A 13,071-nucleotide genomic window follows, 5' to 3' on the forward strand; every position below is an offset into this window, starting at 1 on the left:
ACCGCCGGGGCCCGGTCCGCCATGCCCTCAACGACCCGATCACCCAGCCGCTACGACTGATCAGGAGCCCCCATGCCCCATCCAGGACGCCGCAGCCGACCACGCGCACGCGGTCGGGCCGGTGCCGCGACCGTCGCACTGGCCCTGCTCGCCACCGGCTGCGCCGGAGCCGGCGGGACCTCCTTCGGGGGCGGCGACGCGCTGAACGTACTGATGGTGAACAACCCGCAGATGGTCGAACTGCAGAAGCTCACCGCGAAGCACTTCACGCAGGAGACCGGGATCAAGGTCCACTTCACGGTGCTGCCCGAGAACGACGTACGCGACAAGATCAGCCAGGACTTCTCCAACCAGGCCGGTCAGTACGACGTCGCCACCATCAGCAACTTCGAGCTGCCGTTCTTCGCGAAGAACGGCTGGCTGCACCCCCTCGACGACTACGCGAAGGCCGACACGGCCTTCGACCAGAAGGACATCCTCCGGCCCCTGCGGGAATCGCTGACCGCCGAGGACGGCAAGCTCTACGCCCAGCCCTTCTACGGCGAGTCGTCCTTCCTCATGTACCGCAAGGACGTCTTCGAGGAGCAGGGCCTCACGATGCCCGACAAGCCGACCTGGCAGCAGGTGGCGAAGCTCGCCGAGCGGACGGACGGGGCGGAGCGCGGGATGAAGGGCATCTGTCTGCGCGGGCTGCCGGGCTGGGGCGAGGTCATCGCCCCGCTCACCACCGTCGTCAACACGATGGGCGGCACCTGGTTCACCGAGGACTGGGAACCGCGCCTGACCGCACCGGAGTTCAAGAAGGCGACGCAGTTCTACGTCGATCTCGTGCGCGAGCACGGAGAGCTGGGCGCCCCGCAGTCCGGCTACGCCGAGTGCCTGAACAACATGACCCAGGGCAAGACCGCCATGTGGTACGACGCCACGGCGGGCGCCGGGTCCCTGGAGGCGAAGGGCTCCCCGGTGAAGGGGAAGATCGGGTACGTCCCCGCCCCGGTGGAGCAGACCAGGAGCTCGGGCTGGCTCTACACCTGGGCCTGGGGTCTGCAGAAGGCCTCCGCGAAGGCGGACGACGCCTGGAAGTTCGTGTCCTGGGCCTCCGGCAAGGAGTACGAGGAGCTCGTCGGGGCCACCAGCGGCTGGTCCAACGTGCCCGCCGGCAAACGGGCCTCCACCTATGCCAACCCCGACTACCGGGCGGAGGCGGGCGCGTTCGCGGACGTCACCGAGCGGGCCATCTCCGAGGCCGACCCGAGGAATCCGGGCACCCAGCCGCGTCCGACGGCGGGCATCCAGTTCGTCGGCGTACCGGAGTTCACCGACCTGGGCACCCGGGTGGCGCAGGAGATCAGCGCCGCCATCGCGGGCCGCCAGTCGGTGGACGCCGCGCTCGCCGCCTCCCAGAAGCTGGCCGAGAAGGTCGCGGAGGAGTACCGATGACCGTCACCGCAACCAGAGAGACCACGTCCCGGCCCGCCCCGGCGAAGAAGCCGGGCGGTGGTGGTCGGCGGCGTGCCTGGGCGACCCGCGCCCCCCTGCTCCCGGCCCTGGTCTTCCTGATCGCCGTCACCCAACTGCCCTTCGTGGCGACCCTGGTGATCTCGCTCTTCGACTGGAACTCCCTCAAGCCGGAGAAGCGCCACTTCACCGGGCTCTCCAACTACGCTTCCGTCTTCACCGACGAGGCGCTGCGCGAGTCGGTCGTGACGACCGTCGTCCTCACCGCGTCCGTGGTGATCGTCAGCGTCGTGCTGGGGCTCCTCTTCGCCCTGCTGCTGGACCGCGCCTTCTTCGGCCGGGGGTTCGTGCGCACCCTGCTGATCACCCCGTTCCTGCTGGTGCCGGTCTCCGCCGCGCTGCTGTGGAAGCACGCGCTCTACAACCCCGAGTACGGGCTGTTCAACGGGGCGCTCACCTGGTTCGGCGAGCTGTTCGGCATCGAGAGCGTCGCGCAGCCCGAGTGGACGTCCCAGATGCCGCTGATCGCCATCGAGGCATCGCTCGTGTGGCAGTGGACGCCGTTCATGATGCTGATCCTCCTGGCCGGGCTGCAGAGCCGACCGGCCGAGATCATGGAGGCCGCGCGGCTGGACGGGGCCGGCCCCTGGCAGATGTTCCGCTATCTGACGCTGCCGCATCTGCGCCGGTATCTCGAACTCGGCATCCTGCTCGGCTCGGTGTACATCGTGCAGAACTTCGACGCGGTGTTCACGATCACCTCCGGCGGTCTCGGCACCGCCAACCTCCCGTACACCGTCTACGAGACCTTCTACCGGGCCCATGAGTACGGGCTGGCGTCGGCGGCGGGCGTGGTCGTGGTGATCGGCACGATCGTCATCGCCACCTTCGCGCTCCGGACGGTCTCCTCCCTCTTCCGTGAGGAGGCGAGCCGCGCATGAGCGCCTCGACCGCGACATCCGCATCCGCATCCGCGTCCGTCAACGCCGCTACGCGGAGGGCCCGCCGGCGCTCCGCCGCCCTGGGCGTGGCCGCCTGGGTCGTGGGGATCGGCTTCTGTCTGCCCGCCCTGTGGATGGTGCTGACGTCCTTCCACGCGGAGGCCGACGCCGCGACCAACCCGCCGTCGATCGCCGCCGCGCTGACGCTGGACGGCTACCGCACCTTCTTCGGCGGCGGAGGCGGCCCGACGCCGTGGCCCCCGCTGGTCAACTCGCTCGCGGCCTCGTTCTTCTCGACCGTGCTGGTGCTGCTGCTCGCGCTTCCGGCCGCGTACGCGCTGTCCATCCGGCGGGTACGCAAGTGGACGGACGTGATGTTCTTCTTCCTGTCCACCAAGATGCTTCCCGTCGTCGCCGGGCTGCTGCCGGTGTACCTGTTCGCGAAGAACACGGGGCTGCTGGACAACATCTGGCTGCTGGTCCTCCTCTACACCTCGATGAACCTGCCGATCGCGGTGTGGATGATGCAGTCCTTCCTCGCGGACGTCCCCGTCTCCATCATCGAGGCGGCGCAGGTCGACGGTGCCCGGCTGCCGACGGTGCTGCGCCGTGTCGTCGCCCCGGTCGCCGGTCCCGGCATCGCCGCGACCGCCCTGATCTGCTTCATCTTCAGCTGGAACGAGCTGTTGTTCGCACGGGTGCTGACCGGCGTCGTCGCCGGGACCGCACCCGTCCATCTGACCACCTTCGTCACCAGCCAGGGCCTCTTCCTCGCCCAGCTGTGCGCGGCGTCCGTGGTCGTGTCCCTGCCGGTGCTCGTCGCCGGCTACGCCGCCCAGGACAAACTCGTCCAGGGCCTCTCTCTGGGAGCAGTCAAATGAGGGCAGCCATCGTCGAAGCCCCCGGCAAGGTCTCCGTGACCACCGTCCCGGACCCCACACCCGGCCCCCGCGACGTGGTGGTCAGGGTGGCGTCGTGCGGGCTGTGCGGCACCGATCTCCACATCCTTCAGGGCGAGTTCGCTCCGACGCTGCCGATCGTGCCCGGGCACGAGTTCGCCGGGGAGGTCGTCGGCCTCGGCAGGGACGTCACCGAGCTGTCCGTCGGCGACAAGGTGGCCGTGGACCCCTCGCTCCACTGCCACGAGTGCCGCTACTGCCGTTCGGGCCGGGGCAACCTCTGCGACAACTGGGCGGCTATCGGAGTGACCGTGCCCGGGGGCGCGGCCGAGTTCGCGGTGGCGCCCGTCGCCAACTGCGTCACCCTGCCGGAGCACATCGACGTCCGGGACGCGGCGCTGATCGAGCCGCTGTCCTGCGCGGTGCGGGGCTACGACGTCCTGAGCGGCAATCTCGGGGCGCAGGTGCTGATCTACGGCTCCGGGACCATGGGGCTGATGATGCTGGAGCTGGCCAAGCGCACCGGCGCCGCGTCGGTGGACATGCTGGACGTCAACGCCCAGCGGCTGGCCACCGCGACGACCCTGGGCTGCACGGGCGCGGCGGCCGGAGCCGACGAGCTGGACCGTCCGGGCGGCTGGGATGTCGTCATCGACGCCACCGGCAACGCCGCCGCCATCCAGGACGGTCTGGGAAGGGTCGCCAAGGGCGGCACGTTCCTCCAGTTCGGGGTCTCCGACTACGCCACCACCGCGGTGATCGAGCCGTACAGGATCTACAACCAGGAGATCACCATCACCGGTTCGATGGCGGTCCTGCACAGTTACGAGCGGGCCGCGGCGCTCTTCGCGAGCGGGGTGCTGGACGCGTCGGTGTTCATCAGTGACCGGCTGCCGCTGGAGCAGTATCCGCAGGCGATCGAGCGCTTCCAAGCGGGGATCGGCCGCAAGATCGTGGTGGAGCCGTGACGGATTTTGTGACTTCGCCCGCCGCGGATCCCGGTTCCGTCCTCGTGCTCGGCGAGGCGCTGGTGGATCTGGTGCCGGCCGATGGTGACGCCGGGGTCCGGGCGGCCCAGCCGGGCGGCGCGCCCGCCAACGTCGCGGTGGGCCTGGCCCGCCTCGGCGGGCGGCCGTCCTTCGTCGGCGGGCTCGGCGACGACGCCTTCGCCCGGAGCATCGAGGCATGGCTGACCGGTGCGGGCGTCGATCTCTCACTGAGCGGCCGGTCATCGCTGCCGACGGCGCTCGCGGTGGCCGACCCGGGCGAGCACGGGAACATCTACCGCTTCCACCTCGCTGACACGGCGACCTTCGAGCTGCCCGACCGGACGGTGGAGGCGGCGCGTTTCGGCGCGGTGTACGTGGGCGGGCTAGCCGCGGTCGTGGAACCGGCGGCCGGTGTCGTGGCCGCCACCGCGCGGGCGGCAGCCGGCGCGGGGCTGCTCGTGGTGGACCCCAATGTGCGTGAGGACCGCACCCTGGACCCCGTGCGGAGCCTCGCCAGGCTTCGCGAGCTGTGCTCTCTGGCCCGGGTCGTGAAGGCGAGCGACGAGGATCTGGCGCGCCTGTGGCCGGACGCGGCCCCGGAGGCCAGCTGCCGGGCGCTCGCCGGGGAGGGGCGGCTGGTGGTGATGACCCGGGGGCCGGAGGGCGCCACCGCGTACGTCCACGACGCCCCGGAGGTCTCCGTCCCGGCCCTGCCGGTGCGGGTGGTGAACACCATCGGCGCGGGTGACGCGTTCATGGCGGGGATGCTGACCTGGCTGGGAGCGGAGGCGGGCTGGGATCCGGCGCTGTCCGCCGGGCGGACGAAGGCGATGCTGGAGTACGCGGCCGGGACGGCCGCGTCGGTCTGCGCCAGGGCGGGAACGGATCCCACGGCCCCGCTGGGGGTGTGAACCCGGCCCGCATCGGGCATCAGCATGAGGACCCGAGTTCCCCACGGCCCTCCCCCGGCCCACGGAAACCGCCGCGGCCCCACCGGGCTCCTCCGCCCGGTGGGGCCGCGGCGTCGCCTCAGCTCTGCGGACGCCTGCCGTGGTTCGCGGCGTTCTTGCGGCGGGCCTTCTTCTTACGACGTCGCTTCGATGACATCGAACCCTCCTTCTCTCTGTTCTGACTTCCCTTGCGGGCGGTCCACCGGGCGGTGAGGTCCGGCGATCACCGGGCCGCCTACCCAGGGACACCGTGGCAAACACCCGGTGCGGGTGCAACCGGCGGCGCGCCGCCGGTCGGGCAGGAACAGGTGTGCGGATTCGTCAGTTGGTCAGCTCGTCGACGAAGTCCTCCGCGCACCGGTCCTCGGCCGCCGTGCCGTTGGCCCGGTTCATGCAGTCCTCCAGGTTCTTGAACTCCTGGGAGTCGAACACGGAGACGGCCACCACGAGGACGATCACGGAACCGATGAGCCCGAGCGCCCCGAAGGCGGCGCCGACTATCGCCATCACCCGGCGTGGCGCGCGGCCCTGGCGGGTACGGAGCGCGGCGATGATCCCGAAGACGACGGCGAGCAGACCGAGCAGCAGCCCGCCCACCACGGTCCAGAAGAACAGGCAGGCGATGAGGCCGAGTACCAGCGCGGCGACCGCGAAGCCGTTCGTCCGTGCGGGCGCCTGGCCGCCGTAGGGGTCGTGGTCGGCGGCGGGCTGCCCCGGGTACGGGGAATCCGGGTACGAGGGAAGGGACATCGAGAAGGTGCTCCTGTTCTCCTGGCTTCCCGTCCACCTGCCCCATGGGCCCTCCTCCATGCACGTCCTTGGTCACACTCCGGCAACGAGAGGCCCTAAATGCCCTGGCCAGAGACTTCCCGGCGGAGCCGCGCAGCCAGGTGGTGCTGGAGCGGCCGACCGACCGCGGCGAGGTCGTGGACGAAGTCGAGTGTGTCCGGATCCGTCAGGGTGTAGCGGCGGCGGGTGGCGTCGACCTCCTTGGCCGTCGGGGCGAGGGACACCCGCTCGGTGGTGAGGTCCACGGCGCCGTCGCGGGCATGGCCGACCGAGATCTCCGCGATGCCGGTGGGCTGGGTGATCAGGGCCTCCACCCGCCCGTCCGGCTGCAGGCGCCACCAGCCGGTCTCGCGGGCGGACGGCCGCAGCGGTTGCCCGTCCGCGTCGAGCAGCCAGGCTCGGGCCTCGTACGCGAGGAAGGGCCGTCCGTCGTGGCTGAAGGTGACCTCCTGCGCGTAGGTGAAGTCCGCCTCCAGCGTCGGGTATCCGCCGCGGCCCGTGCCCCGCCAGGTGCCGATGTACCCGGTCACCGGGGCGAGCAGCGGATGCGGCGCGGGGGGCGCCTCGGGGCGGAGGGCGTCGGGGAAGGGGAGTGCGGGGACGGGGTCGTGCATGCGGGTGCGCTCCTGGGTCGGTGCCGGTACAGGGTCGCAGCCTAGGGGGTGTCCGGTGGGTACGGAGGCGGCCCCGCACCCAGGTGTGCGGGGCCGCCGGTAGCGGGCTCAGTTGTGGGCGAGCAGGACGTTCTCGTCGAGCCGGATGATGCGGGGAAGCCGTTTGATGGTCGCTTCGCGGTGGGCGATGACGATGAGGGTGCGGTCCGCGCGCAGGGTGTCGATCGCGGTTTCCAGGGTGCGCGCCGTATCGGGGTCGATGTCGGCGGTGGCCTCGTCGAGGACGAGGACCGCCGGGTCCAGGAGGGCCGCGCGGACCAGGCCGATCAGTTGGAGTTCACCGGCGGAGAGCCGGCCCGTGCCGCGTCCGAGGTCGGTGTGCAGGCCTTCGTCGAGCGAGCTGATCCAGTCGGCGAGGCCCAGGCGTTCGACGGCCCCGGTGATGCTCCGCTGGTCGGGGTCGCCCGGCACCAGCCGGAGGTTGTCGAGCAGGGTTCCCTCGATCATGTGGACGCGCTGCGGGATCAGGACGATGCGGCGGCGGAGTTCGGCGGGGGCGAGAGCGGCGAGGTCATGGCCGTCGTAGCGGACGGTGCCGCTGTCCGGTGCGTAGAGACCGGTCATCAGTTTGGCGAGGGTCGTCTTGCCGGAGCCTGTGGGGCCGACGAGGCCGACCCGTTCACCGGCTTCCACCCGTACGGAGATGCCTCCCAGGACCTCGGTGCCCGCCACGTAGGAGTAACGGAGGTCCTCGATCTCCAGGACGCCGCGTTCGGCGGTGACCGGGCCGCCCTCTCCGGCGTCGTCGGGTGCCGGGCGGGGCGCGTGGCCCCCCGCGCGGGGGGCCGTGGTGGTGAGCAGGTCGAGCAGCCGGGCGAGGCCGACGAGGGAGATCTGCACCTGTCCGACCAGGTTGGACGCCTGGGTGGCGGAGTCGAAGAGCTGGCGGGTGGCGAGGATGAACACGACGACCGTGCCGACGCTGATGGAGCCCCGGGCGGCGAGCCAGCCGCCGACCAGCAGGAGCACGGCCGTCGTGAGGCTCTGGACGATACGGGCGAGGCTGATCAGGAACAGGCTGCGCTGGCTGCGCCGGGCAGCGCGGTAGCGCCGTTCGTTGTCCGCGAGGAAACGCTCGCGCCAGAAGCCGATGCCACCGCCCGTCTGGAGCATCTCGCGGGACTGCACCAGCTCGCGGTAGGTCGTGGCGACGGTGCCGGCGGCGGCGGCCTCGGCGGCGAAGGCCGGGTTGGCGGCCTTCTTGAACAGCCGCAGGACGCAGACGATGGCGGGGACGAACACGAGGGCCAGCGCGAGGGTGAGCAGCGGCGAGTAGCTGAGCAGCAGCACGGTCGTGAAGAGGAGGTAGGCGCCGACGGTGAGGACGTCGGGCAGCTGGCCGCGGACGAAGTTGGCGAGGTCCGCGATCTCGGTGGTGGTGCGTCGGAGCAGGTCGCCCGAGGGGTGCCCTTCGAGGAAGCGGAGCGGCGCCCGGGAGAGCCGGGTGACGGCGAGTTCACGCAGGGCGCGGACGACGCGTTCGCCCACGGCGATGAGCAGCAGTTCGGACTGGCGGAACAGGACCAGCCGCAGGAGCGCCAGCACGGTGAGGGCGGCGACGGCGATGAAGAGGCCGGAACGGTCGCGTTGGAGGATCTGGTCGACGCCCGCGCCGATGACGGCGGGCACGGCGACGGTGGTGGCGGTCGCCGCGGCGCCGGCGAGCAGCGCGAGGGTGATGCCCCGGCGCTCGGGCCGCATGTGGGGCCAGGCCCTGCGCAGCACGCGGCGCTGGTCGGGGGTCGCGGTCAGGCGCTGGTGCTCAGCCACCGGTGGTCACCCGCTCTTCCGTGTCGTCGGGGGCGGCCGCCTTGGCCGGGGCGAGGATCAGGGTGCGGTCGGCAGCGTCGAGGAAGCCGCCGCGGTGGGTGGCGCAGACGATCGCGGTCTCGCCCGACCAGTCGCGGAGCCGGGCCAGCAGGGTGCGTTCGGTGGTCGTGTCGATCGCGGAGGTGATGTCGTCGAGGAGGAGGACGGGGGGCTTGCGCAGGACGGCCCGGGCGAGGGCCAGGCGTTGGAGCTGGCCTCCGGAGAGGGTGCTGCCGCGTTCGCCAACGGGGGTGTCCAGTCCGTCGGGGGCCGCGTCGAGGTAGTCGTCGAGGGCGGCCGTACGGCAGGCGCGCCGCAGTTCGTCGTCCGTGTGGGCGGAGCCGAGGCGGAGGTTGTCGGCGAGGGTTCCGCTGACGGTGACGGGGCGCTGGGGTACGTAGCCGAGCCGTGCGTGGACCTCGGCGGTGTCGGCCTCCTCCAGCGGACGGCCGCCGAAGCGCACGGTGCCGGTGCCGGGCGGGAGGAGTCCGGCGAGGATCCTCAGGAGCGTCGTCTTGCCGGAGCCGGTGGGGCCGGTCACGGCGACCAGTTCGCCGGGGCGCACGGTGAGGTCGACCGGGGCCAGGATCAGGTGTCCGTCGACGCTGTGGCCGACGCCCTCGGCGGTGAGGTCGCCGGTTTTAGGCAGCGGCGCCGTTCCCGGGGCCCGGTCCGTGGGGTGCGGCAGCAGGACGTCCTGGAGGCGGCGGGCCGCGGTGGTGGCCTGGCTGAGCTGGCTGATCCGCAGGGTGATGACGCCGACCCACAGGACGAGCATGCTCATCCAGCTGGTGAAGGCGACGATGCCGCCGACGGACATGGTGCCGCGCAGTACGGCGATGCCGCCGAGGCCGAGACCGGCGCCGATGGCGAGGGCGGGCACGAAGGGCGAGAGGGCGGCCCATCCGGCGGAGACGCGGCCGGTGATCAGGGTGTGTTCGGTGACCGCGGCGCTGCGCTCGTGGTGGCGTCGCACCAGGGCGGGTTCGCCGCCGAGTCCGCGTACGGCGGCGCTGGCGGAGAGCAGTTCCTCGACGGCGTCGGCGCGGCTGCCGTGGGCGGCGGAGAGTGCGGTGTTGGCCGCGCCGAACCGCTTGGGGAACCAGTAGGTGTTGATCCACACCAGGGGCGGTACGCACAGGAGGCAGATCAGGGCGAGGAGCGGGTCCAGCCGCATGATCGCGACGATCATGACGGCGAAGCCGGTGACGCCCGTGAGGAAGGAGGCGACGCCGGAGAGCCAGCTCCGGACCAGGTCCACGTCGCGGGTGCCGCGCATGCCGAGGTCGCCCTCCCCGTAGCGGGCGAGGGTCCGGGTGTCGAGGCGTGAGACGCGGTCCGCCAGGGCGGTGTAGAGGCGGTTGCCCTGGGTGGTGGCGAGGAGGGTGGAGTACCAGCCGAGGACCATTTCCGCGAGGGCGGCGAGGATGCCGGCGCCCACGATGACCAGGGCCCAGCGGACCAGGGCGGAGCGGTCCTCGTGGACGATTCCCTGGTCGACGGCGCGTTCGATGAACCAGGGCAGGGCGATCAGGGCGAGCTGGTAGACGAGTCCGCCGAGGACGGCGAGGACGGCGAGGGAGGGGCGGTCCCGGAGGCAGCCCGCGAGGAGTCTCAGCCCGTCGCGGGCGCTGGGCTCGTACGGGCCCGGTCGCTCGGCCATGGCGTTCACGCGGCACCCCGTCCGGATGCGGATGCGGATACGGATACGGGCGCGGGTGCGGCCCGATCGGGGACGGCGGCGGGGCGGCGGCGGGCGAAGAAGTCGAGCATGGCGGCGTTGACCTCCGCGGGGCGTTCGAGATGACCGTAGTGGCCGCAGCGTTCGAGCTCGGTGTAACGGGCTCCGGGGACGGTGTCGGCGATCTCCCGGGATGCCGCCGCCGGGATCATGACGTCGTCGGCGAAGCCGATGCACAGGAGCGGCATGTCGAGCCCCGCGTACCGGGGCAGTTGGTCGACGTCGGCCATCACCTCGTACTGGGCGCGGACGCCGGGGCCCGTCGCTCCTTCGGCGTAGGCGAAGACGTCCAGCCAGTCCTGTACGGCGGCGGGGTCGCGCAGGGTGTGGGGCGACAGGTAGCACAGGGCCTGGAAGACGGCCCGGTGCGAGGCGGGGACGGGAGTCCCGCTGTCGTACAGGTCGGCGGCGGCGCGGGTGACGGCGCCGCCGAAGGTGTTGACGCGGGCGCGGCCGGCCATCAGCACGGCCTGGCTCACGAGTTCGGGCCGGGTGAGGAGGAGTTCGCCGACGATCGACGCGCCGAGGGAGAAGCCGACGACGCGGCAGGGTGGGAGGGCGAGGTGCTCGATCAGCGCGGCCAGGTCCGCGGTCATGGTCTCCAGGGTGATACCGCCGGGCGGTAAGGCGTTCGGCGGAATACCTCGGTTGTCCGGGGCGATGACCCGGTAGCCCGCGGCGAGAAGGGCGGGCGTCTGGTGGGCACGCCAGGCGGTGCGAGTGGCGCCGGTGCCGTTGACGAGCAGCACGGGCTCTCCGTCGCCGCCCGTGTCGTCGTAGACGAGGTCGAGTCCGTTGAGGGATGCGGAAGGCATGGTGGGGGTCAGACCTCGCTGTCCTGGGTTTCGCCCTGGGTCCAGTAGGCGGTCAGGTGGGTGTCGGCGCGGTCCAGCCCGCGGACGTGGACGAAGTGGTGGCGCAGGTCCCGCATGGCACCGCGCTCCGCGCCGCCCCACACGCGCCCCCGGCCGTGAGGGAGCGGGAGGATGGTGGCGTGTTCGCGCAGGAGTTCGCCGTGGGCGCGGCCGTGGCGGTGGAGCCAGGTGACGGTGGCGTCGGCCCGGGTGGAGAGGGGCTGCTCCTCGGCCCGGTCGGAGACCTCGACGGCGGCCAGGACGCGGTGGCCCGGGGGCAGTTCTTCCAGGATCGCGCCGATGGCGGGCAGGGCCGTCTCGTCGCCCAGGAGGAGGGTCCAGTCGGTGACGGGGGCCACCGGGTAGGCGGGGCTCGGGCCGAACCAGATCACCTCGTCGCCCGGCCGGACTCGCTCGGCCCATCCGGAGGCGAGCTGGTCGGGCCCGTGCAGCACGAAGTCCATGTCGACCTCGTGGAGTTCGGGGCGGTGGTCACGGATGGTGTAGCGGCGCAGGCGCGGCTTGGCGGTGGGCAGCAGGGCCCGGGCGGCCTCGGTGGTGAAGGGTCGCGGCAGTTCGACACCGGGCTCGTAGAAGTAGAGGGCGACATGCTGATCGCTCCCGTTGCTGACGAACTCTGACAGATCATCACCTCCCAGGGTGAGGCGGACCATACCGGGGGTGATGCGGTGCGATCTGCGCACGGTGGTCACATGTATGCGCCCTGGCCTGCGGTTTCGTCTGGTGTCGGTCGCGACCGTGCTCATGGCGTGCGGACTCCTCGCTGCTGTTCGGGATGGTCGGCTCCCTGAATCCTGCCCGGAAGCGATAGGTTAGGCATACCTTACTTCTGGCGGCGTCCTGATGCGGCCGGAAGATCTCTCTGTTTCTGAACGAAGGAGTGAACATGGCACGTTCACGTAACTTGTCCGGTCCGGTGGAGCGCAGGCGCGTCCTCGGTGGACTCACGGGTGCCGCGGCGGCGTTAGGGCTGACGGCCTGTGGCGTGAGCGAGTCCGACGACACGGCCTCGGGCGGCGACTCCAAGGAGTCGACCGGTGCGGCGACGCGCAGCCTGGAGACGGACAACGGGACCGTGAAGGTCCCGCAAAAGCCCGAGCGGGTGGTGGTTCTGGAGAACTACGACGCCCTGATGCTCCTCGATCTCGGCCTGGTCCCGGTCGGCGTCCCCGACGGGGCGGCCAACCCCCAACTGCTGCCCGAGGATGTGTACGAGCAGCTCAAGGACGTCGACACGATCGGCGCCTCGGGCACGCCCAACTCCCAGGCCATAGCCGCTCTCCAGCCCGATCTGATTATCGATCAGTTCTACAAGGAGAAGTCGGCCCCGCTCAGGACCATCGCTCCGGTGGCGTTCTACGACTGGCACACCAGCGGGGCGTTCTGGAACGAGCAGATCGCCAAGCTGGCGAAGGCGGTCAACCGGGAGAGCCGGCTGACCGAGAAGAAGAAGGAGTACGAACGCCGGATCACGGAGGTGAAGACCGCCTACCGGAAGCAGATCGAGACCACCACGTGGGCCCCGCTGAGCGGCGGCCCGAACGGCAAGTTCTTCCTGGGGACGCCGCTGGTCACCGTGATGCGCGATGTCGGTCTGAAGATCGGGGCGGGGCTGCCCGAGAAGGAGGCGGGCTTCGTGCCGAAGAGCTACGAGGAGATGGACGTCCTCAAGGACTGCGACGCGCTGATCTACTCGGTGCAGGCCGACGGCAGAGCCACGCCCACGACCCAGCAGTTGCTGGACCACAAACTGTGGAAGGGCGTTCCCGCGGTCAAGGCCGGGCGGGCTTTCCCCTCGCGGCACTTCGTGATGGCCAACTACAGTTTCGCGATCGCCACGGTCGACGAGATCGAGGGCATGCTCAAGAAGATGTAGCGGTCCGCGGGACCTCTCGGCCCGTCGGCGGCGTGTGCCTCCGACGGGCCTTCGTGCGTGGTGCGGCCGT

12 protein-coding genes are annotated in these 13,071 nt (G+C 71.2%); 6 read left to right on the forward strand and 6 right to left on the reverse strand.

All coding sequences use genetic code 11. The features are described 5' to 3' along the window. Nucleotides 1-72: 72 nt before the first annotated feature. The 5 genes from ACIRJT_RS04895 to ACIRJT_RS04915 are packed head-to-tail and all read left to right on the forward strand — an operon-like array spanning nucleotide 73 to nucleotide 5,198. Complete coding sequence (locus ACIRJT_RS04895) at nucleotides 73-1,440, forward strand: ABC transporter substrate-binding protein (RefSeq protein ID WP_403904600.1); 1,368 nt, start codon at nucleotides 73-75, stop codon at nucleotides 1,438-1,440. After that, nucleotides 1,437-2,399, forward strand: a complete 963-nt coding sequence (locus tag ACIRJT_RS04900; RefSeq protein ID WP_403904603.1) for a carbohydrate ABC transporter permease — start codon at nucleotides 1,437-1,439, stop codon at nucleotides 2,397-2,399. Before ACIRJT_RS04895 ends, ACIRJT_RS04900 begins: the two co-directional genes overlap by 4 nt. After that, on the forward strand, nucleotides 2,396-3,280 hold the full coding sequence (locus ACIRJT_RS04905; RefSeq protein ID WP_403904606.1) for a carbohydrate ABC transporter permease: 885 nt from the start codon (nucleotides 2,396-2,398) through the stop codon (nucleotides 3,278-3,280). Before ACIRJT_RS04900 ends, ACIRJT_RS04905 begins: the two co-directional genes overlap by 4 nt. Further along, a complete protein-coding gene (locus ACIRJT_RS04910; RefSeq protein ID WP_403904608.1) occupies nucleotides 3,277-4,266 on the forward strand; it encodes a zinc-dependent alcohol dehydrogenase family protein in 990 nt (329 codons plus the stop codon). The genes ACIRJT_RS04905 and ACIRJT_RS04910 overlap by 4 nt, the downstream gene beginning before the upstream one ends. Further along, a complete protein-coding gene (locus tag ACIRJT_RS04915; RefSeq protein ID WP_403904611.1) occupies nucleotides 4,263-5,198 on the forward strand; it encodes a PfkB family carbohydrate kinase in 936 nt (311 codons plus the stop codon). The genes ACIRJT_RS04910 and ACIRJT_RS04915 overlap by 4 nt, the downstream gene beginning before the upstream one ends. 360 nt (nucleotides 5,199-5,558) lie before the next feature. Here ACIRJT_RS04915 and ACIRJT_RS04920 read toward each other — a convergent pair whose 3' ends face one another. The 6 genes from ACIRJT_RS04920 to ACIRJT_RS04945 all read right to left on the reverse strand — a co-directional run bounded on the left by ACIRJT_RS04920 (nucleotide 5,559) and on the right by ACIRJT_RS04945 (nucleotide 11,871). After that, nucleotides 5,559-5,987: a DUF4190 domain-containing protein gene (locus ACIRJT_RS04920; protein WP_403904614.1), complete on the reverse strand. Its 429-nt coding sequence runs from the start codon at nucleotides 5,985-5,987 to the stop codon at nucleotides 5,559-5,561. A 95-nt stretch (nucleotides 5,988-6,082) separates the two neighbouring features. Then, nucleotides 6,083-6,640 carry an FABP family protein gene (locus ACIRJT_RS04925; RefSeq protein ID WP_403904616.1) on the reverse strand — a complete coding sequence of 186 codons (558 nt, stop codon included), beginning with the start codon at nucleotides 6,638-6,640 and terminating at the stop codon, nucleotides 6,083-6,085. Nucleotides 6,641-6,748: 108 nt separating this feature from the next. Beyond that, entirely contained in the window at nucleotides 6,749-8,470 is a 1,722-nt protein-coding gene (locus ACIRJT_RS04930; RefSeq protein ID WP_403904618.1) for an ABC transporter ATP-binding protein, read from the reverse strand. Further along, the gene (locus ACIRJT_RS04935; RefSeq protein ID WP_403904620.1) at nucleotides 8,463-10,172 is read right to left on the reverse strand and encodes an ABC transporter ATP-binding protein; all 1,710 of its coding nucleotides are present in this window, start codon (nucleotides 10,170-10,172) and stop codon (nucleotides 8,463-8,465) included. The genes ACIRJT_RS04930 and ACIRJT_RS04935 overlap by 8 nt, the downstream gene beginning before the upstream one ends. A gap of 5 nt (nucleotides 10,173-10,177) precedes the next feature. Then, the gene (locus tag ACIRJT_RS04940; RefSeq protein ID WP_403904623.1) at nucleotides 10,178-11,065 is read right to left on the reverse strand and encodes an alpha/beta fold hydrolase; all 888 of its coding nucleotides are present in this window, start codon (nucleotides 11,063-11,065) and stop codon (nucleotides 10,178-10,180) included. A gap of 8 nt (nucleotides 11,066-11,073) precedes the next feature. Continuing rightward, nucleotides 11,074-11,871, reverse strand: a complete 798-nt coding sequence (locus tag ACIRJT_RS04945; protein WP_403904626.1) for a siderophore-interacting protein — start codon at nucleotides 11,869-11,871, stop codon at nucleotides 11,074-11,076. Nucleotides 11,872-12,011: 140 nt separating this feature from the next. On the opposite strand from ACIRJT_RS04945, the gene ACIRJT_RS04950 reads away from it, so the two are divergent. Continuing rightward, entirely contained in the window at nucleotides 12,012-13,001 is a 990-nt protein-coding gene (locus tag ACIRJT_RS04950) for an ABC transporter substrate-binding protein (protein ID WP_403904629.1), read from the forward strand. The last annotated feature ends 70 nt before the right edge of the window (nucleotides 13,002-13,071 follow it).

The sequence above is a fragment of the Streptomyces sp. NPDC102283 genome (assembly GCF_044766265.1).
Taxonomy (GTDB): Bacteria; Actinomycetota; Actinomycetes; order Streptomycetales; family Streptomycetaceae; genus Streptomyces.

Bases quoted from the DNA above. Each gene is read 5' to 3' on its own strand.
- ACIRJT_RS04895 (WP_403904600.1), top strand. From the start codon at position 73: ATGCCCCATCCAGGACGCCGCAGCCGACCACGCGCACGCGGTCGGGCC.
- ACIRJT_RS04900 (WP_403904603.1), top strand. From the start codon at position 1,437: ATGACCGTCACCGCAACCAGAGAGACCACGTCCCGGCCCGCCCCGGCG.
- ACIRJT_RS04905 (WP_403904606.1), top strand. From the start codon at position 2,396: ATGAGCGCCTCGACCGCGACATCCGCATCCGCATCCGCGTCCGTCAAC.
- ACIRJT_RS04910 (WP_403904608.1), top strand. From the start codon at position 3,277: ATGAGGGCAGCCATCGTCGAAGCCCCCGGCAAGGTCTCCGTGACCACC.
- ACIRJT_RS04920 (WP_403904614.1), bottom strand. From the start codon at position 5,987: ATGTCCCTTCCCTCGTACCCGGATTCCCCGTACCCGGGGCAGCCCGCC.
- ACIRJT_RS04925 (WP_403904616.1), bottom strand. From the start codon at position 6,640: ATGCACGACCCCGTCCCCGCACTCCCCTTCCCCGACGCCCTCCGCCCC.
- ACIRJT_RS04935 (WP_403904620.1), bottom strand. From the start codon at position 10,172: ATGGCCGAGCGACCGGGCCCGTACGAGCCCAGCGCCCGCGACGGGCTG.
- ACIRJT_RS04940 (WP_403904623.1), bottom strand. From the start codon at position 11,065: ATGCCTTCCGCATCCCTCAACGGACTCGACCTCGTCTACGACGACACG.
- ACIRJT_RS04945 (WP_403904626.1), bottom strand. From the start codon at position 11,871: ATGAGCACGGTCGCGACCGACACCAGACGAAACCGCAGGCCAGGGCGC.
- ACIRJT_RS04950 (WP_403904629.1), top strand. From the start codon at position 12,012: ATGGCACGTTCACGTAACTTGTCCGGTCCGGTGGAGCGCAGGCGCGTC.